Annotated in this window: 15 protein-coding genes; 11 read left to right on the top strand and 4 right to left on the bottom strand. The window is 61.1% G+C overall.

What is annotated here, in order from left to right; all coding sequences use genetic code 11:
• Positions 1-15: 15 nt before the first annotated feature.
• Together VJR68_RS17190 and lgt are read right to left on the bottom strand one after the other, a co-directional pair.
• A complete protein-coding gene (locus tag VJR68_RS17190) occupies positions 16-810 on the bottom strand; it encodes a thymidylate synthase (protein WP_324149750.1) in 795 nt (264 codons plus the stop codon).
• A gap of 10 nt (positions 811-820) precedes the next feature.
• Positions 821-1717: a prolipoprotein diacylglyceryl transferase gene (gene lgt, locus VJR68_RS17195; protein ID WP_324149752.1), complete on the bottom strand. Its 897-nt coding sequence runs from the start codon at positions 1715-1717 to the stop codon at positions 821-823.
• Positions 1718-1873: 156 nt separating this feature from the next.
• On the opposite strand from lgt, the gene VJR68_RS17200 reads away from it, so the two are divergent.
• Positions 1874-3835 (top strand): S9 family peptidase, encoded by a 1962-nt coding sequence (locus VJR68_RS17200; RefSeq protein WP_324149753.1) that lies wholly within the window; start codon positions 1874-1876, stop codon positions 3833-3835.
• 229 nt (positions 3836-4064) lie between these two features.
• Here the strand turns inward: VJR68_RS17200 and VJR68_RS17205 are convergent, their stop codons facing one another.
• Both VJR68_RS17205 and VJR68_RS17210 read right to left on the bottom strand, forming a co-directional pair.
• The gene (locus VJR68_RS17205; protein WP_324149754.1) at positions 4065-7136 is read right to left on the bottom strand and encodes a TonB-dependent receptor; all 3072 of its coding nucleotides are present in this window, start codon (positions 7134-7136) and stop codon (positions 4065-4067) included.
• Positions 7137-7392: 256 nt separating this feature from the next.
• A complete protein-coding gene (locus VJR68_RS17210) occupies positions 7393-8595 on the bottom strand; it encodes a transglycosylase SLT domain-containing protein (protein ID WP_324149755.1) in 1203 nt (400 codons plus the stop codon).
• Positions 8596-8989: 394 nt separating this feature from the next.
• Between VJR68_RS17210 and VJR68_RS17215 the strand changes: the two genes are divergently transcribed.
• The 10 genes from VJR68_RS17215 (at position 8990) to VJR68_RS17260 (ending at position 19378) form a co-directional block, all read left to right on the top strand.
• Entirely contained in the window at positions 8990-9961 is a 972-nt protein-coding gene (locus VJR68_RS17215) for a 4-hydroxyproline epimerase (RefSeq protein ID WP_324149757.1), read from the top strand.
• The gene (locus VJR68_RS17220; RefSeq protein ID WP_414647811.1) at positions 9910-11061 is read left to right on the top strand and encodes an NAD(P)/FAD-dependent oxidoreductase; all 1152 of its coding nucleotides are present in this window, start codon (positions 9910-9912) and stop codon (positions 11059-11061) included. Before VJR68_RS17215 ends, VJR68_RS17220 begins: the two co-directional genes overlap by 52 nt.
• Positions 11058-11300 (top strand): (2Fe-2S)-binding protein, encoded by a 243-nt coding sequence (locus VJR68_RS17225; protein WP_324149759.1) that lies wholly within the window; start codon positions 11058-11060, stop codon positions 11298-11300. The genes VJR68_RS17220 and VJR68_RS17225 overlap by 4 nt, the downstream gene beginning before the upstream one ends.
• Positions 11293-12582, top strand: a complete 1290-nt coding sequence (locus VJR68_RS17230; protein WP_324149760.1) for an FAD/NAD(P)-binding oxidoreductase — start codon at positions 11293-11295, stop codon at positions 12580-12582. The genes VJR68_RS17225 and VJR68_RS17230 overlap by 8 nt, the downstream gene beginning before the upstream one ends.
• Positions 12579-13484 carry a dihydrodipicolinate synthase family protein gene (locus tag VJR68_RS17235; protein ID WP_324149761.1) on the top strand — a complete coding sequence of 302 codons (906 nt, stop codon included), beginning with the start codon at positions 12579-12581 and terminating at the stop codon, positions 13482-13484. Before VJR68_RS17230 ends, VJR68_RS17235 begins: the two co-directional genes overlap by 4 nt.
• Before the next feature lies 1 nt (position 13485).
• Positions 13486-15072 carry an aldehyde dehydrogenase (NADP(+)) gene (locus VJR68_RS17240; RefSeq protein WP_324149762.1) on the top strand — a complete coding sequence of 529 codons (1587 nt, stop codon included), beginning with the start codon at positions 13486-13488 and terminating at the stop codon, positions 15070-15072.
• A gap of 162 nt (positions 15073-15234) precedes the next feature.
• Positions 15235-17037, top strand: a complete 1803-nt coding sequence (locus VJR68_RS17245; RefSeq protein WP_324149764.1) for a DUF885 domain-containing protein — start codon at positions 15235-15237, stop codon at positions 17035-17037.
• A 200-nt stretch (positions 17038-17237) separates the two neighbouring features.
• Positions 17238-18674 carry an amino acid permease gene (locus tag VJR68_RS17250; RefSeq protein WP_324149765.1) on the top strand — a complete coding sequence of 479 codons (1437 nt, stop codon included), beginning with the start codon at positions 17238-17240 and terminating at the stop codon, positions 18672-18674.
• A 235-nt stretch (positions 18675-18909) separates the two neighbouring features.
• Complete coding sequence (locus VJR68_RS17255) at positions 18910-19095, top strand: type II toxin-antitoxin system RelE/ParE family toxin (RefSeq protein ID WP_324149766.1); 186 nt, start codon at positions 18910-18912, stop codon at positions 19093-19095.
• Position 19096: 1 nt separating this feature from the next.
• Positions 19097-19378, top strand: coding sequence for a helix-turn-helix domain-containing protein (locus tag VJR68_RS17260; protein ID WP_324149767.1), 282 nt, complete (start codon positions 19097-19099; stop codon positions 19376-19378).
• Position 19379: the final 1 nt, after the last annotated feature.

Below are 19379 nucleotides of genomic sequence, written 5' to 3' on the forward strand. Positions count from 1 at the left end.
AGTTCGCACCCCAACCTACACCGCCACAGGGGCCTTGATGGCGGGGTGCGGGTAGTAATCCTCGATCACCACGTCCTCATACCGGAAATCGAAAATCGACTGCACGTGCGGATTGAGCGTCAACCGCGGCAGCGCGCGCGGTTCGCGCGTCAATTGCAGACGCGCCTGCTCCAGATGGTTGTTGTACAGATGCGCATCGCCCAGCGTGTGCACGAAATCGCCCACGCCCAGTCCGCACACCTGCGCCATCATGTGCGTCAACAAGGCATAGCTGGCGATGTTGAACGGCACGCCGAGGAAAATATCGCCGGAGCGCTGATACAACTGGCAACTCAGCTTGCCGTTCGCCACATAGAACTGGAACAAAGCGTGGCATGGCATCAACGCCATCTTCGGCAATTCGCCCACGTTCCACGCGCTGACGATCAAGCGACGCGAATCCGGGTTGCGCTTGATTTCTTCCACCACCCAGCGAATCTGGTCCACCACGCGGCCGTCTGCCGCCGGCCATGCACGCCATTGCTTGCCGTACACCGGGCCGAGATCGCCGTGTTCATCCGCCCATTCGTCCCAGATGCTGACGCCGTTTTCCTTCAGATAGGCGATGTTGGTATTGCCCTGCAGGAACCAGATCAGCTCATGCACGATCGACTTCAAGTGCAGCTTCTTGGTGGTGACGAGCGGAAAGCCTTCGTTGAGATCGAAGCGCATCTGCCAACCGAACACGCTGCGCGTGCCGGTGCCGGTGCGGTCGGTTTTTTCGGCGCCATGTTCCAGCACGTGGCGAAGCAGATCGAGATACGGTTTCATAGCTACAAGCCTACGCCGACTGCGAGGGTTCTGCCGTCGCCAGCGGCAACGTGGGTGCCTTCCGCGAAAGCCACAGCAGAAAGATGCCAATCACGATCAACGGCACCGATTGAATCTGGCCCATCGTGAGCCAACCCCACGCCAGATAACCGAGCTGTACGTCCGGCACGCGCACGAATTCCACCGCAAAGCGAAAGCAGCCGTACATCAACGCGAACAAGCCGGAGATCAGATAACGCGGACGCGGCTTCATCGACACCAGCCACAACACGGTGAACATCACCACGCCTTCCAAGGCCAACTCATACAGCTGCGAGGGATGCCGCGGCAAACCGCCGAACTGCTGCATCAGTTGCGCCAGATGCGGATCGCTCGCCGCAAGTGCAGCGTCTTCGTCGCGCGCACCAGGGAAAATCATCGCCCACGGCACGTCGCCCGGCTTGCCCCACAGCTCACCATTGATGAAGTTGCCGAGGCGGCCAAGACCAAGGCCCAGCGGCACCAGCGGCGCCACGAAATCCACTGTGTCGAAGAAATGCAGCTTGTGCCGGCGCGACCACCACAATCCTGCCGCCAACACGCCGAGCAGGCCGCCGTGGAAACTCATGCCGCCATCCCACACGCGGAACAGCGCCAGCGGCTCGGTCCAGATCCAGCGAATGCCGTCGGCGTAATAAAACAGCATGTACCAGATGCGCCCGCCCAGGATGATGCCCATCATCATGTAGAACATCAGGTCGCCCAGCGCATCGCGGCTGACCGGCAGGCGTCCGCGCTTGCGGCGGTATTCGCCCAGCAGCCAACCGCCAAGGAACCCGAGCAGATACATCAGACCGTACCAGTGGACCTGGATCGGTCCCAGCTTCACGGCGATCGGGTTGAAGTGCACGACAAAAGGCTGCGTCATGGGGTAACCGATAAGCCCAAAGCGCGCAGTTTAGCGGCCCGACGATGAACTCGTCAGGACACTGCCCCACCCCGGGCCACTTGGCTACACTCGGCCGGCGCGGCCGCTCGGGGGAGCGGGCCGCGTAGGACAACATTTTTATGGGGGAATATGGATATGTGGAACGGACGAGTGCGCGCCCTTGCGGCGGCGTTTTGCGTGTTGTTGCCGGTGGCTGTAACGGCGGCGGGTGATCGGGTACCGGTGGAAGCTTTTGCGCATCACGGCGGCTATTCGATGCCGCGGCTTTCACCCGATGGCAAATATCTGGCTGTGGCGGTGGAGCAAGGGGAAGACCATGCGGTGGTGATCCTCAAGCTCAATGACATGAGCCACGCGAAGAGCTTGCTACGCCTGCCCGCGCATCAGCTTCCCTACGACATCCAATGGGTGGGGCCGGAGCGCCTGGTGGTTGAATTGGCCCAATTCTTTGGTTCCCTCGATCGCCCTGAACAGTTAGGCGAAATCCTCTCCACTGACGTGGAAGGCAAGCGGGTCCAACCCATGTTCAGCCGTGAATGGGGGCAGGCAGGACGCGGCGGTCTGGAGCATAGCCCTGACGATGGCTATGCCACCGTCGCCGGCTGGCCGTCCAAAGCCAATGATCACTTCTACATGCAGACATACATGTGGAACGACGAGAAAAATACCGCTCTGTATGACGTGAACGCCGACAACGGCGTCCGCCACTTGATCGGCGAAATCAACGCAGGCGACATGGACTTCACCGTTGATCCGGACGGCCACGTGCGCTACGCGCAAGGCCTGAACGTAAACAACCACTATGTCGTCTACCGCATGCAAAACAGCCTGTGGTCACAGCTTGGCAATGACAACGACGACAGCCGCTTTGAACCCATCACTTTCTCGCAAGACGGCCAGCATCTGTATGTATGGTCGAGCACGAAAGGCGGCCCCATGTCGCTGATACAGACGACTGCCGATGGCAATCAGGCCAAATTGCTGACCAAAGACGACTTCAGCAGCATCGGCCACATCCAGTGGACGTCACAACGCGTACCGTTTGCTGCTTCCGCCGTTGCTGGCATTCCCAAGGAAGTCATCTTTGATGCGAATCAACCACTGGCCAGTACCTATCAGGGTCTAAGCCAAAAATTTCCCGGGGAGTTCGTTGATTTTTCCAGCCTGAGCGAAGACGGCGGCATGTTGGTGTTCGAGGTAAGCAGCGACCGCAATCCCGGCGCCTATTACCTGTTCGACATGAAGCACATGAAGATCCAGAAGTTGTTCGATGAAAACACCAGCATCGACCCCAGCAAGATGGCTGCACGTATACCCATGCGTTTCAACGCCAGTGACGGCACGCCGCTCGAAGCCATTCTTACGGTGCCCGCCGGTGGCTCGATGAACGACTTGCCGATGGTGTTGTTGCCGCATGGTGGTCCGTTCGATATCAAGGACAGCTGGTTCTTCGACGAAGATGCCCAGTTTCTCGCCAGCCGTGGTTATCTGGTGTTGCAAGTCAACTTCCGCGGCTCTGGCGGCCGCGGCCCCGATTTTGTCGACGCCGGCTACGGCAAATGGGGCACGCGCATCCAACAGGATCTGATCGATGGCGTGAAGTGGGCCGAAACACAGCATTACGCCGACCCGAAGCGCGTCTGTGTATTCGGCGGGAGTTTCGGGGGCTACTCGGCGATGATGACGGTGATCCGCGCACCCGGCCTGTTCAAATGTGCCATCGGCTACGCCGGTATTTACGACTTGGCGATGATGTATGACAAGGGCGACATCAAGGACAGAAAGTCCGGCAGGAACTATCTGGAACAGGCCATCGGCAAAGACCCCAGCGAGCTGGCCGCCAATTCACCGGACAAGCTGGCCGACAAGATTGAGGTCCCGGTGCTGCTGATCCATGGTGAAGAAGACCAGCGTGCGCCCTTCGCCCAGGCCAAGGCGATGCGTGCCGCCTTGGACGCTGCGCACAAACCATACGAGTGGCTGACCAAGCCGGACGAAGGCCATGGTTTCTACAACGAGAAGAATCTCGTGGATATGTACAACCATGTGCAGGCGTTTTTAGAGAAGAATATCGGGCCGGGTGTATCGGCGAATTGATCACATAGCTTGCTGTCGTAGGCTGGGATGACAATCCCAGCTTTCGTGTATCTGCACATGACCGAGATGCGAGATGTTGGCGGCAAATCCAATATCTCACGTCGTCGCCCCGGCGAAGGCCGGGGCCCAGTGACTTTGAGGATCTAAAAAAGTCACTGGGTCCCGGCTTTCGCCGGGACGACGGGTATCAAGCATTATTTTCACCCCATAAAGACGCACAAACACCGCGTCAAAACGTATAACGCACCACCAAATTAGTCGCACGCGGCGCCTGCAGCGCTGTAACGGTGAGAAAACTCGGATCAGGCGTCGGCAAGCCATTGCCGCCGAAATTGCCTGTATCCGCCGACACGTAACGCGTCCGCACGCTCTGGCGATTGGTCACATTGGTGATGTTTAAACTCACATCCAGCTTGTGCTGGCCGGCCATCGCCCACGCATAGCCCACGCCAAGATCCCATTGCCAACTGAAGGGATAACGGCCTAAGCCATTCAACGGCACCAGCATGCCGTTGCAATAATGCGAGACCGAGGCAAGGCTCGGATTTGCCTGCACAGCGGCCGCGTTGGGATACGTGCCGAAGCAGCCATAAGGCGCACCCGTCTGCGCACTCAGCAACGACGACACACGCCATCCGCTTTGCCAATAGTAGATGCCGGAAACGACCAGCTTGTGCCGAATATCCGACGCCAGCGGTCCGGACGAACCCGGTATCAGCTCCGGATAATTGAAGTTGCCGCTGCGCCCCGCCGTCTGCAGCACGCTGGAACTGGTGGCATCACCGTAGATGACACGCGACTCGCTGGAGTAGCCGTCTTCATTGCCGTAGGCATGCGCCCAGGTGTAGTTGATCGAGAGGTAATACGGCTCCTGTTCCGACCGGGCATGTTCGAGCTGGAAATTCACGTCGTAGTAAGTGCGCCTCGCCTTCGGCACGCCAAGATACGCATTGGGAATCACGATGCTCGCAAGCTGGTTACCGCCGTTGAGGTAATCGGTCAGCACAATGTTCCGCCCAGGATTGAACAACATGCCACCCGTACCGAGCCCCGCATAATTGGGATAACCATGCGCGCGCACGTAGTTGCTGATCTGCCCGGCCGAGTCGCTGATGAAGTCGACGATGTTCGTCAGCCGATTCATGTCGAACTGGCCAAGCAACGACCACGACGGCGTCAGCTGCTGCTGCGCGTAGAGTTGAAAATTGCGCTGCGAGGTGTTCCTCAAATTCCGGCTTGACAGCGCGACGGGATTAGGCACCGCGCCGTTTTCGTAGACCACCGGATTGCCGATCTGCGTCAAGCCCAGCGGCGCATGCGTACTCGGATCCATTGCCGTGTACGTGTAGTACGTGCCGGAAATGTAATTGGCGCCGCCGACGAAATAGTTCAGCCCCGAAGGCATCGGCAAGGTGTACACGCCATAGTTGAGGCCCAGCTTCAGCGAACTATCGCCATGCACATCCCACGCTGCACCGATGCGCGGCGAGAGCAGGTAAAGGTTGAGGAAGGGATTGCCGCCGGCTTCGTTGCTGAGCATGTGATCCCAGCGCACGCCGCCGGTCAGCACCACGGTGTCGGTAACTTTCCAGGTGTCGTAAAGATAGGCGCCGGCTTCCACGCTGCCGAAATTGCCGCCGAAATAGCCTTTCCAGAATTCAACGTAGTTGCCACCCGGTGGTACCGGCGAGCCGTTCTGCAAACTGCTTGATGGATCGTTGAGCGTATAGCCCCAGTCCGGCCGCCAGTACGGCACGAAATGGAAGTTGTTGAAGTAGCGATCGCCACCAACGGTGATGGTGTGATCGCCGATGGTCCAGTTGAGGTCCGCCTTATAGCCGTGGCGGGCGTAGTAGTAATCATTCGGCGCGTTGTACGAACTCGGGCCGTAGTACGAAGTGTTGTTGGTGTTGTAATCGTAAATGCTCACGTAAGGCGCATCAGGGCCGGACGCATCGAAAGACGGCACGTCGAGCCGCGTGTAGCCACCCATCACGCGCAGCGTGAGATCGTCGGTAATGCGCCAGTGATAGTTGCCAATCAACAGCTTTTGCGTGTGCGCATCGCCGGACCAGCTGGGAGCCCCCGTCAGCGACGATGGCTGATAAGACTGCGCGAGCTGATACAGGTTGCTCGACGACGTCGCCCAATCCTTCGCGGCCGCCACGTTCAAGCTTTGATTGGTGGTGATGTTCCAGGTGAGGTTGACCATCGCGTTCTTGTCGCGGCTCGCATACGCGGTGGCCGTGTTGGAACCGTACGTCCACGATCTCGACAATGATGGCGTGTTGCCCAGCAGCGCGAAGAAGAACAGCTTGTCCTTGATGATCGCACCGGAGGCCCAGATGTCCTGCGTCAGCTGCGAACCGATGTGGTTGGCGGATTGATACAGCGAATATGTCCGCTTTCCATTCGGCGAAAGATAGGTGACGTCATCGCCCTGTGGATTGAGCAGGCTCGACGTCGGTGGCGTAAACGTGGCGGTATAGCCGGCATGGAAATCGTTGCTGCCCTGCTTCAACGTGGCCGAGATAATGCCGCCGGTGGTGCTGGTCCAGGCCAGTCCACCGCTGCCGTTGATCAGTTGCGTGTCGGCCACCGCATCCTGCGGAAACGTAATGCCCGAAAGTCCGGTGACGTCGTAGTTGGTATCGAATTCGTTGAAGTAGGTACGGTTCTCGGCCACGCTGGCGCCGTTGACCTGATAGTAGCCACCGAAGCTCTTTGCACTGGATTGCAGCGCATAAACGCTATACAGATTGTTCTGGTCGATCGGCAGATCGTGCGTCAGTTCTGCGCTGTAGTTGTTGATCAATTCGGGTGTGGTGACGTCGATCGGCGTAGTGACCGTCAACAACGACGATGCCGAAACCGTGATCGTGCCGAGCGAGGTCGCCTGTGTACTCGACGTCGCGGCGCCAAGTCCCGGCACCGTCGCCGTGATGTTCGGCTTCACCTGCACCGAGGCACTGCCGATCTCGCTGCCACCCTTGCTCACCGTAACGACGTAAGTGCCGGGATTGAGCTGACTGAGGTTGTAATCACCCTTGCTGTCTGCCGCCAATGTCTTGCTGAAACCCTGGGATGGCGACGTGATGACGATCGTCGCACCCGGTGTCGCCGTGCCATGCAATCCGCCGGTGATGTTCTGTGCGTAACTTGGTGCGGCGTAGTAACTGCCGGCGATGGCCAACGCGGCCATCGTGCACAACGCAAGACGCTTGCGTCGTGCGTTTTCTTCAAAGCGCTGTGTGCCGTTGCGACCGGCACGACCGCGCCGCCACGTTTCGTGGTTCAACATAAACCCCTCCCCTCTCGAATAATGGGCCTGCTCGAAATGCTTGGCTGTTTTTTTGATCGAAGCCTTTCGCAAGGAAAGGCAGCACCATTTATTTACTTTTAGTTTTTATTAGCTAGATCAAATTGCATCGGTCTCGGCGCAGAATCAGGCACAAAATCTGGGGCGCATAAAAAAACCCGCACTCGGCGGGTTCCGTAGGTTGGGGTGCGAACCCCAACATAATGTGGCCATACGCTGTTGGGGTTCGCACCCCAGCCTACGGGGGAGCGTGCTCCGTGTTGGCCTTTGCCGATGCCAGCGCTACGGCTTGTGAAGGCGAGCGGCCCATCGCCAGCTTCAATTCCTTGTACACACCCAGCACCAGCTCGCCGTAACCGCGCGCCAGCGTGGCGTCATGGCTGTGGTAGTAGCCGATGCGCAGCACGGGATCCTTGCTTTCGTTCATCGCCTTGCGCAGCAGGCGCGTGCCGATCTCGATGTTGCGTACCGGATTGAGCAAGGCGATCGGATCGGGTTCGAGATCGCGATGCACGGGGTAATACACCTGCATGATGCCGACGTCCTGCACCGGCGCGGCGAGCAGATGCGCCAGTTCGATCGCGTGTTCGGTGTCCGCGCGCGAGCCGATGTGCAAATGGCCGTTGATGCGCACCACCCATGGGCTGGGCGCCACCGAACCATCCGGTTGCGTGCCGCGTGTTTCCACCAGCGCGACGGCGTAGATCAGCACCGGATCGATGCGATAGCGCGCACCGGCCTTTGCCCACAGGCTGCCTGGCGAAGTGATGTCCAAATTGAAACTGCCGGCGCGCACGACACGCGGTTCTGCCACCACGACGATGGTGCCGTCGCTGGCAAGGCCCAGCGTGGTCTTTGGCGTGGCTGTAGACGCACTCAACGCCGTCCGCCGCGCCGGCACGTTTGCAACCTCACCCGTCACATGCGCAAACAACATGTGCGGTGCCGCCGGTGCCGCTGCAATCAGCGGTTCCGCCGCGTGCGTAGATTTCAGCGCAAGCGGCGCGCGCGCGTGGCCGTGCCATGCATGCATGCCGATCGCCACCGCTGCCGTGCCGGCCACCAGCCCCAGGCCACCGATGATCGGTACGCGGTAGGTCTGGGTCTGCTGTCTGACGGCCGGCAGCCACTGCGGGGTTTCGAACGAGAATTTCGCCTGCCACGCAGGCAAGGTGCTCAATCCGGAGAAACCGATGGCAGCGTGTTGATGCCGCTGCGTAATGCGCCGCTGCGCAGCCCAACCGCAAGGCGCTGCGATCACGATCTTCTGGCCGCCACCGCCCATGCGGCGCGCCCGGAACGCGGCCGGCGCGCACAGGTAGACCCGCTGGGTCACTTCCTGCCGGTTCGTGCCCCCCTTGCCGCGCGTGACCGGTTCGCCTCCAGCGATAGAAGGCACCTCGATCGTGCGGGGAAAGGGATTCGTTTGCAGCAGCAGCACCTATCGTCTTCCTTCAAGGCTGGGCGGTAGAGCCCGCTAGACAAGCACAAATCGGGCCGAAGGCCAAGCGCAGGCGGGGCCAAAGGTAGGGACCTGTGTCTTGGCACGCTGCGCCGGGCACCCCTGAATCGACATAGTAGCCTGGGATGCAATCCCAGCATCGCCATGCCGACAAATGCTGGGATTGCATCCCAGCCTACGCGGACACCGTCATTCCAGCGCGCTTGGAATATGCAGCGCCCAGCATTGTCACCACATAATCATTGGATCGATTACATGCCGATCCCGACAGCATCCATCGCCTCTCCGATGCATCCCCATTGTGCAGAATTCCGCATTCTCGTCCCGCAAGCTCTTCTAGACGCTCGCAGCGCACAACGACCAAGATGCGTCCATGCACACCATCGACTTCATCGATTCGCATACCGGCGGCGAACCCACCCGGGTCGTGCTTGCCGGCTTTCCGGACCTTGGCAACGGCTCGCTGGCTGAACGCCGCGACCTGTTCCGCGACCGCTACGATCACTGGCGCCAGGCGATTGCCTGCGAGCCGCGTGGCTCGGACACGATGGTCGGCGCGCTGCTGTTGCAGCCGACCGATCCATCGGCGTGCGCCGGGGTGATCTATTTCAACAACGTTGGGTATCTCGGCATGTGCGGCCACGGCACCATCGGGTTGATCCGCACGCTGCATCATCTCGGGCGCATTGCACCCGGCAAGCATAAACTCGAAACGCCGGTCGGCATGGTTGGCATCCAATTGCACGATGACGGCCGCGTGTCGATCGACAACGTCGAAAGTTATCGCCACGCCAAAGACGTCGAACTGGACGTGCCCGGCTACGGCAAGGTGAAGGGCGACGTCGCCTGGGGCGGCAACTGGTTCTTCATCAGCAACGACACGCCGCTGCCGCTCACGCTCGCCAACCAGCGCGCGTTGACGGTGTACACCGAAGCGATTCGTCTGGCATTGGAAGCGGCCAACATTCGCGGCGCCGATAGCGAGATCGACCACATCGAAATCAACGCACCTTCCACGCAAGACGATGCCGATGCGCGCAACTTCGTGCTGTGTCCCGGCCTGGCTTACGACCGCTCGCCCTGCGGTACCGGCACCAGCGCCAAGGTCGCGTGCCTGGCGGCCGACGGCAAACTCGCGCCGGGCCAGGTGTGGCGGCAGGCCGGTATTCTCGACAGCGTGTTCGAAGCGCAATACACGCCGGGCACACGCGGCGTGCTGCCACGTATCACGGGCAGTGCGCACGTCACGATGCGCGGCCAGTTGCTGATCGATGATGCAAACGATCCGCTCGCCTGGGGTGTTGGAGTTCGGGGTATTGGAGTTCGGGGTATCGGCACCGCGTGAAGAGTTACGACCTGATCATTGTCGGCGCAGGCATCGTCGGCACTGCTTGCGCGGACTACGCCAGCGAGCAGGGCCTGCGCGTGGCGATCGTCGAACCCGGCCCGATCGGCGGCGGTGCCACCGCAGCAGCCATGGGCCATCTGGTGGCGATGGATGATGATCCCGCCGAACTGGCGCTGGCGAATTATTCGCTGGGCTTGTGGGAAGAGTTCACTCACGTCGAACAGATCGAATACAACCGCTGCGGCACCTTGTGGGTGGCCAGCAGCGAGGCCGAATACGCGCATATTCCGGAAAAAATCGCGCGTCTCGCCGCGGTGGGTGCGCAAGCCGAACTGATCGATAGCGAACAGCTCTACCGCCTTGAACCGTCGCTTGCGCCCGGCTTGCGCGGCGGCATGCGCGTGCCGCGCGAAGCGGTGGTGTATCCGCCGGGCATGGCGCGTCATCTGCTTGATCGCGCGCGTGCGCGTGGTGTAGTGCTGTATGCACAACGCGCCACCGCCATCACTCGCCAAGGTGTGCAACTGGATGATCGAACCGGATTGGCCGGCGCCGTGCTGGTCGCCACCGGTTGCGCGCTGCCCCAGCTGTTGCCGCAACTGCCGATGCGCGCGCGCAAAGGGCATCTGGTGATCACTGATCGCTATCCTGGCCTGATCCACCATCAATTGCTGGAACTCGGCTACGCCGACAGTGCGCACGGCGATGCGGACAGCAGTGTCGCCTTCAACGTGCAGCCGCGCCCGACCGGACAGATTCTGATCGGCTCGTCGCGCGAGTACAGCAGCAACACGCCAGACGTATCGATGCCGACGGTCCGACGCATGCTGGAACGTACCTTCCGCTATCTGCCGGCATTGCGCCAATTGGATGCCTTGCGCATCTGGACCGGCTTTCGTCCGGTGAGCGCCGATGGCCTGCCGTACCTGGGTCGCTTGCCGGACAACGCCCATGTTTGGGTTGCCTCCGGTCACGAAGGCTTGGGCATCACCACCTCGCTGGGCAGCGCGCGGCTGGTGATCGATCAATACCTGGGTCGCGCTACGGCGATCGATTCGCGCCCTTACGATCCGGCGCGCGCCGTGGCATGCGTATGACGCAGGTACGGATCGACATCAATGGACAAGTGCTCGACGTGCCCGCCGGCATCAGCGTGGCGGCGGCGATTGCTCGATTCCGGCCATCGATGCGGCGCTCGGTCAGCGGGCAAATGCGCGCGCCGTTCTGCGGCATGGGCATCTGTTTCGAATGCCGCGTACGCATCGACGGCGTCGCGCAACAACGCGCGTGCATGACGCCGGTGCGTGAGGGCATGCAGGTGATCACCGATGGCTGAGCGCTACGACATCGTGATCGTGGGTGCAGGCCCCGGAGGCTTGGCTGCTGCACAAGCCGCGCTCGCACAGAACGCGCGCGTCGCCTGGCTCGATGCGCAAGCCACCGCCGGCGGGCAGGTGTGGCGCAAGGATTTCCAACACGGCTGGCCGCAGCGCGCCGAACGCGTCATCACCAAGGTACTTAGCCATCCCAACATGACGTGGATGCCGCAGACACAAGTGATCGCTGCGGAACAAAACGAACTGCTGCTGCAAAACGAACGGCAAGCCCTGCGCATCGCGTATGGCGCATTGATCCTTGCCACCGGCGCACGCGAACTGTTACTGCCCTTCCCCGGCTGGACCTTGCCAGGCGTGACCGGCGCCGGTGGCTTGCAGGCACTGGCCAAGCAAGGCTGGCCACTCGACGGACGCCGCGTGGTGATCGCCGGCAGCGGTCCGTTGCTATTTGCTGCTGCCGTCACGGCAAAGCGGCACGGCGCGCGCGTGCTGGGCATTTACGAACAGGCGAACCAAACCGCCGTGCATGCTTTTGCACGCAAGCTGTGGCGCTGGCCCGGCAAAGCACTGCAAGCGGCGGCGCTGCGCAGCCAGCTGGCAGGCATTCCCTACCACTACGGCAGCATCGTCACGCGCGCACTCGGCGAGCGCGCATTGGAATGCATCGAAGTGGACGGTCCGCGCGGCATGCAACGCATCGAATGCGAACAACTGGCCATCGGTTACGGCCTGGTACCGAACGTGGAACTCGCGCACATGCTCGGTTGCGCGATGACGCAGGAAGGCGCGCATCCCTGCGTGCAGGTCGATGCCTCGCAACGCACGAACATTGCCAATGTCTATGCCGCCGGTGAACTGTGCGGCATCGGCGGGCGCGACTGCGCGTGGGTGGAAGGGCGCATCGCCGGCATCGCAGCGTCAGGCGGCACCATCGGCGCCGCGCTGCTGCAGCAGCAACGCCACGCACGCAAGTTCGCCATCGCGTTACGCAAGCACTTCAAACTCGATCCATACATCCACGATCTGGCAGAACCCGACACCTTGATCTGCCGCTGCGAAGACGTCCCGCTGCAGGCACTCAAGGATTACGACGAGGCCCGCAGCGCCAAGCTCGCCACGCGCTGCGGCATGGGCGCCTGCCAAGGCCGCGTGTGCGGCACCGCGCTCGCCGAACTCGGCCTGTTTCCGCGCAGCGGGCAACGCCCGCCCCTGTTTCCCGCCCGGCTCGCGACGCTGGGCGAATTCGCTTCCTCCTCCGACACTGAAGGATCCATCTCATGAGCAACGCAACCATGTGGCATGGCGTTCTACCGGCCATCACCACGCCGTTCACCGTCGACGACCAGGTCGATCACGCCTTTCTTGCGACGCACGCCAAGCAGATGATCGATGCCGGCTGCCGTGGCATCGTGCCGCTCGGTTCATTGGGTGAAGCGGCCACGCTGAGCTTCGACGAAAAGCTCGACATCCTGCGCACGCTGGTGAAAGCACTGGACGGCCGCGCACCGGTGATTCCCGGCATCGCCTCGCTCTCCACGCGCGAAGCGGTGCAGCTGGCCAAGGAAGCCAAGGCGATCGGCTGCGGCGGCCTGATGGTGCTGCCGCCGTATGTGTATTCCACCGATTGGCGCGAGATGGGTGCGCACGTGCGCGCCATCATCGCCGCCACCGACTTGCCGTGCATGCTGTACAACAACCCGGTCGCCTACAAGACCGATTTCTCGCCGACGCAGATCGCGGAACTCGCCAAGGAATTTCCCAACCTGCAAGCGGTGAAGGAATCCTCAGGCGACGTGCGCCGCTTCGCCGGCATTCGCAGCCTGCTCGGCGATCGTCTGCAACTGCTGGTTGGTATGGACGATGCCATCGTCGAAGGCGTGGCGATGGGTGCGGTGGGTTGGATCGCCGGCTTGGTGAATGCATATCCGAAGGAATCGGTGAAGCTTTACGAACTCGCGCGCGACGGTGGCCCGAAAGCCGCCGAATCGCTGTACAAGTGGTTCCTGCCGCTGCTGCGCCTGGACACCGTGCCGACCTTCGTGCAGCTGATCAAGCTGGTGCAGGACAAAACCGGCATGGGCAGCGAACGCGTGCGCGCACCGCGCTTGCCGGTGGCAGGCGCCGAACGCGAGATGGCATTGAAGATCATCGATCACGCCGTCGCGAACAAGCCGGCCATCTGACATGGGCACGCTTGAACCCATCTTGATCGGCGGACGCTGGTGCGCATCCCTTGATGCGCACGGCAGTTTCCGCGCGGAAGATCCCGCGCATGCCGAAGCGATCGGCCCTGCGTTTCCCATCAGCGGCGATGCCGATATCGAAGCGGCCATGCGCGCCGCCATCGATGCTGCCGATACGTTGTGTGCGGCGCCGCCCACGCAGATCGCCGACTTCCTGGAACGCTACGCCGCCGCCATCGAGGCCGACGGCGATTGCCTGGTTGCGTTGGCGCATGCGGAAACGGCGTTGCCGGTCGAGCCACGCCTGCGCTCGGTGGAATTGCCGCGCACCAGCAACCAGTTGCGCCTCGCCGCGCAAGCCGTGCGCGACTACGCATGGACCGATCCGGTGATCGATACGCAAGCCGGTCTGCGTGCGCATCGCGCACCGCTCGGCAAACCGGTGCTGGTGTTCGGACCGAACAATTTCCCGTTCGCGTTCAACGCCATTGCCGGCAGCGATTTCGCCTCCGCGATCGCCGCGTGCAATCCAGTGATCGCCAAGGCACATCCGTCGCATCCGGCCACCAGCCAACGCCTGGCGCAACTGGCGCATACAGCGTTGCTCGAAGCAGGTCTGCCGGCCGCAGCGGTGCAGATGCTTTATCACTTCGATAACGCGCTTGGCCTTGCCTGGGCGGGTGATGCGCGTCTTGGCGCGATCGGTTTCACCGGCAGCCGCAACGGTGGTCTTGCACTGAAAGCGGCGGCGGACAAGGCTGGCGTGCCGATCTATGCAGAGCTTTCCAGCATCAATCCGGTATTCCTGTTGCCGGGCGCATTGAGCGAACGCGGCGAGGTGCTGGCGCAGGAGTTCTTTGCATCTTGCACGATGGGCAGCGGACAGTTCTGCACCAATCCCGGCGTGGTGATCGCACCCAAAGGCGAACAGGGCGACGCATTCGTGACGGCAGCAAAAAAGCTGTTTGCCGAAGCCGACCCCAAAGTGCTGTTCTCGCGCGGCGTACAGCAAAACCTCGCACGTGCGGTGAATGATTTACGCGCCGCCGGTGCACAAGCGCTCACGGGTGGCAGCGTTGGCGACGGCTATCGTTTCCAGCCGACCTTGCTCAATGTGGACGATGACACGTTCCTCGCCCATGCGGAGAGTTTGCAGGCTGAAGCGTTCGGTCCCGTCAGCCTGATCATTCGCGCGAAGGATCTGGCGAGCATGCAGCGTATTGCCGCGTCGTTCGAAGGCAACCTCACCGGCACGATCTATCGTTCCGCGGACGGTAGCGACGATGGCGCGTGGCAAGCGCTCGCACCGGTCTTGCGCAACAAAGTGGGCCGGCTGATCGCCAACAAGATGCCGACTGGCGTTGCCGTCAGCGCGGCGATGAATCACGGTGGGCCGTATCCGAGCACCAGCCATCCAGGCTTCACGTCGGTGGGCATGCCGGCGTCGATCCGGCGCTTCAGTGCCTTGCACAGTTACGACAATGTGCCCGAAGCGTTGCTGCCGGTGGAGCTGCACAACCGCAATCCGGGCGGCGTGCAGCGTCTGGTGGATGGACGCTGGACGGATGGAGATATTGGCCAGGAATAACTCGATCGCTCGTCGCTCCGGCGAAAGCCGGGGCCCAGCGACTTACCGCAGGTGAGGACATTCGTGATGATGAAAGTTACCTCCACCGCCGTCATTCCCGCGAAAGCGGGAGTCCATGTTGCTCTGATGCATGGCTGGAGATGGATTCCCGCTTTCGCGGGAATGACGGCCGTGAGGGAGCGCCTACGTCCATCGCACATCTGCAGGCCGCGATTGAAGACAGTCCTGCTCGCATGCAGCCTCGCGACACTCTACGTTACGGCACAGGCAGAATCATCAACACCAAACCCAACCCAAGCCTTCCACGCCCTCTACACCCGCGAATGGCAATGGCGCCAGCAGCAATACGCCGGTGGCGATGACGAAGACAGCAACGGCAAAGCGTCCGCTCACTTGCCAAAAGTCGATGCCGCTACGCAGGCGATGCGCGAACACTATTGGTCCGGGGTGCTCACGCAACTCAAGACCATTCCCGAATCAAAACTCAGCCAGGAAGACCAGCTCAACGACGAGGTCTACCAGCAGCAGATCGAAACACTGCTGGCGAACCAGCAATTCAAGACCTGGCAAATGCCGTTCAACGCCGACTCCGCGTTCTGGAGCGACCTCGGCTTCAGTGCACGCGGCAACTTCGTCACGGTCAAGGATTATCAAAACTACCTGGGCAAGTTGCACGATATACCACGCTACTTCGACGACGAGATCGCCAACATGCGCCTGGGCCTGACGCGCGGCTTCACGCAACCGAAAATCATTCTGCAAGGGCGCGATCAATCCATTTCCGCCGTGGCCGATGCGCAGGGCGAGCAAAACCTGTTCTACACACCGTTCAAGCAGATGCCGGCGACCATCCCCGCTGCACAACAAGACGCCTTGCGCAAACAGGCTTTGGCCGCGATCCAGCAGGATGTGATTCCCGCTTACGCCAAACTGCTGACGTTCATGCACAACGACTATTTCCCGCATGCCCGCAGCAGCACCGCGGCGGAGGATTTATCGGACGGCAAGGCGTTTTACCAGTCGCGGATTCGCCAATTCACCACGCTGGATATGAGCCCCGATGACATTCACGCCTTGGGCCTGAAGGAAATGGCCAGCATCCATCAGCAGATGCTGGACATCATCAAGCAGACTGGCTTCAAGGGCAGCTTTGCCGATTTTCTGCAATTCCTGCGCACCGATCCGCGCTTTTATGCGAAGACGCCGGATGAGTTGCTGAAAGAGGCGGCATGGATCGCCAAGGAAGTCGATGGCGTAGTAGGCAACTACATCGGTCGCCTGCCGCGGCGGCGCTTTACGATCAAACCGGTGCCGGCGGATCTCGCGCCGATCTATACCGGTGGACGTGGCGGCCCCGGCATTTATCTGGTCAACACGTACGACCTGCCCTCCCGCCCGCTTTATTCGCTGCCCGCACTCACCTTGCACGAATCCTCACCCGGCCATGCGTTGCAGATGCCGCTCGCCGCTGAATTGAAGGGTCTGCCGGATTTTCGCCGCTATACCTACATCTCCGCTTATGGTGAAGGCTGGGCCTTGTATTGCGAATACCTGGGCCAGGAGATGGGCATATACAAGACGCCGTACGATCAGTTCGGTTACTTGAGCTACCAGGCCTGGCGTGCGGCGCGGTTGGTGGTGGATACCGGTTTGCATCACATGCACTGGACGCGCGAGCAGGCGCGCGAATATCTGCGCCAGAACACCGCGCTGGCCGAGCACGAAATCGATACCGAAGTGGATCGCTATATCGCGTGGCCAGGGCAAGCTTTGTCGTATTACCTCGGCGAGCTTGAGATACGCCAGGATCGTGCGCGGGCTGAAGAGGCGCTGGGGGATAAATTCGATATCCGTGCATTCCATGATGCGGTGCTGTCGACAGGTTCAGTGCCACTGCCGGTGTTGCACAAGCGGATCAATCAATTCATTGCGGATGGGGGGAAGTCGCCGTATGCGCAGCAGTAGTGATCGTCAGCCTATGTCTATCGCATGCCGTCATTCCAGCGAAAGCTGGCACGCGGGGAGAGCACATGGATGTGCTCGGCTTTGAGGAGCGAGGAATCCAGTGCCTTTGACGCTTTGAAAGTCACTGGATCCCAGCTTTCGCTGGGATGACGGAGATTTGGCCTTTTTCGCGAGATAAGTGGAATCCGGGGGAGCAACACATGAGCCTCATCACCGACATGACCCGCCGCAAATCCGTCGCGGCCATGCAACAGGAAACCGGCGAACGCAGCGGACTGCGTCGCGTACTCGGTTTATGGCAACTCACCGCGATCGGCCTCGGCGGCATCATCGGCGTGGGCATCTTCGTGTTGACCGGCACTGTCGCCGCCACGCAAGCAGGGCCTGCCGTGGTGCTCTCGTTCCTGCTCGCAGGCATCGCCAGCGGGGCCGCGGCGCTGTGCTATGCCGAGTTCTCCGGGCTCATTCCCGTCTCCGGCAGTGCATACACCTACGGCTATGCCGTGCTCGGCGAATTCGCCGGCTGGGTGATCGGCTGGGATCTGCTACTGGAATACGCCTTGATCGCCGCCGTCGTCGCGGTGGGCTGGTCGGGTTACGTGCAAGCGCTGCTGGATGCAGCAGGCATTCCGTTGCCGGTGTGGGCGCAAGGCGCTTACGGTAGCGCACCAGGACGCTTGTTCAATCTTCCCGCCGTGGTGGTATCGGTGGCGATTACCGCCTTGCTGGCGATGCGCATGCAGTGGGGCGCGCGTTTCAACACCACCATCGTGGCCATCAAGATCGCTGCGGCAGCGGGCATCGTGGTGGCCGGCGTCGCTTACGTAAAACCCGAGCGCTGGCATCCCTTCATGCCATTCGGCGTGCACGGCGTGGTGACCGGTGCCGCGGTAGTGTTCTTTGCGGTGTTCGGTTACGACATGCTTACCACGGCCGCGGAGGAATCGCGTAATCCGCAACGCGATCTGCCGCGCGCCGTGCTGTTGTCGCTGGGCATTGCGATGCTGCTTTACTTCGCCATCTGCCTGGTGCTGACCGGCATCGTGCCGTACACCACGCTGGATACGCCTGCTCCTGTCGCAAGCGCGTTCAGCGCCATCGGCATGCCGCAAGTGATGGTGGCGATCTCGCTGGCGTCGATCTGCGGCATCACCAGCGTGATCTTCGCCAACCTGCTGGCCGGCGCGCGCATCTGGTTCGCGTTATCGCGCGATGGCCTGCTGCCGGGCTGGTTCGCCAAGGTGCATCCGCGCTGGCACACGCCCCATCGCACCACGCTGTTGCTCGGCGCTGTGACAGCGATCGCATCGGGACTGTTTCCGCTGGATGAACTCGCCAAGCTGGTAAACATCGGCGTGCTCAGTGCCTTCATCGTGATCTGCACAGCAGTAGCCGTGCTGCGTTGGCGCCAACCCGAGCTGGCGCGCCCCTTCCGCACGCCACTCGTTCCACTCGTGCCCATCATCGGTGTCGGCTTTTCCTGCTGGCTGATCTGGGGCTTGCCCACTGTCACGTACTGGCGTTTCGGGCTGTGGTTGTTGGTGGGCTTGGTGGTGTATGTCGGCTATGGGCGGCATCACAGCCGCTTGAGCGCATCCAATCATGCCGCCCCGGCTGTGCACGAATCCGCATCGTAGGAAATGCCGGATTACGCTGCGCTAACCTAATCCACATTGGCGGCATGTACAAAATTCTTGACAAAATGTCGTGAATTTTGTACGTAGCCGATATGCAAACGGTTATCTTCATGGGCAGCAGCCTCGACGATCTCCGCACCTTCCCCGAATCCGCGCGCCGCGTGATGGGCCGGCAGATTCTGCGCCTACAGCACGGAATGGACCCAGATGACTGGAAGCCCATGACTGGAAGCCCATGAAAACCGTCGGGCCAGGTGTGCGCGAGGTACGAATCCACGTGAACGGCGAATTTCGCGCTTTCTACGTCACCAACATTGGCAACGCGATCTATATCCTGCACGCTTTCCGCAAGAAGACGCAGACCACTAGCCCCAAAGACATAGCGCTTGGGCAGCAGCGCTTCAAGCAAATCGGAGGTTGATATGACCGAGAAAATGACCGTTAGCAGCGGCAATGTATTTGAAGACCTTGGTTTCCCGCCTGACGAGGCTGCCGCCATGCTGGTGCGCGAAACTTTGCTCATTGCACTCGAGAAGGAGCTGCGCAAGCGCGGCGCCAAGCAGCAGGCGCTGGCTGACGAGTTAGGCATTCCCCGTACTCGCATTTCCGAAATCATCAATCACAAAACAGAAAAATTCAGCGCCGACAAGCTGATTGGGCTGCTGCATCGCGCTGGCAAGCGAGTGGAAGTGCGCGTGCGATAAC

The sequence above is a fragment of the Dyella sp. genome (assembly GCF_035277725.1).
Lineage (GTDB): Bacteria > Pseudomonadota > Gammaproteobacteria > Xanthomonadales > Rhodanobacteraceae > Dyella_B.

Coding starts and splice junctions, on each gene's coding strand:
- VJR68_RS17190 (WP_324149750.1), bottom strand. CDS start 810: ATGAAACCGTATCTCGATCTGCTTCGCCACGTGCTGGAACATGGCGCC.
- lgt (WP_324149752.1), bottom strand. CDS start 1,717: ATGACGCAGCCTTTTGTCGTGCACTTCAACCCGATCGCCGTGAAGCTG.
- VJR68_RS17200 (WP_324149753.1), top strand. CDS start 1,874: ATGTGGAACGGACGAGTGCGCGCCCTTGCGGCGGCGTTTTGCGTGTTG.
- VJR68_RS17205 (WP_324149754.1), bottom strand. CDS start 7,136: ATGTTGAACCACGAAACGTGGCGGCGCGGTCGTGCCGGTCGCAACGGC.
- VJR68_RS17215 (WP_324149757.1), top strand. CDS start 8,990: ATGCACACCATCGACTTCATCGATTCGCATACCGGCGGCGAACCCACC.
- VJR68_RS17225 (WP_324149759.1), top strand. CDS start 11,058: ATGACGCAGGTACGGATCGACATCAATGGACAAGTGCTCGACGTGCCC.
- VJR68_RS17230 (WP_324149760.1), top strand. CDS start 11,293: ATGGCTGAGCGCTACGACATCGTGATCGTGGGTGCAGGCCCCGGAGGC.
- VJR68_RS17235 (WP_324149761.1), top strand. CDS start 12,579: ATGAGCAACGCAACCATGTGGCATGGCGTTCTACCGGCCATCACCACG.
- VJR68_RS17240 (WP_324149762.1), top strand. CDS start 13,486: ATGGGCACGCTTGAACCCATCTTGATCGGCGGACGCTGGTGCGCATCC.
- VJR68_RS17245 (WP_324149764.1), top strand. CDS start 15,235: ATGACGGCCGTGAGGGAGCGCCTACGTCCATCGCACATCTGCAGGCCG.
- VJR68_RS17250 (WP_324149765.1), top strand. CDS start 17,238: ATGAGCCTCATCACCGACATGACCCGCCGCAAATCCGTCGCGGCCATG.
- VJR68_RS17255 (WP_324149766.1), top strand. CDS start 18,910: ATGAAAACCGTCGGGCCAGGTGTGCGCGAGGTACGAATCCACGTGAAC.
- VJR68_RS17260 (WP_324149767.1), top strand. CDS start 19,097: ATGACCGAGAAAATGACCGTTAGCAGCGGCAATGTATTTGAAGACCTT.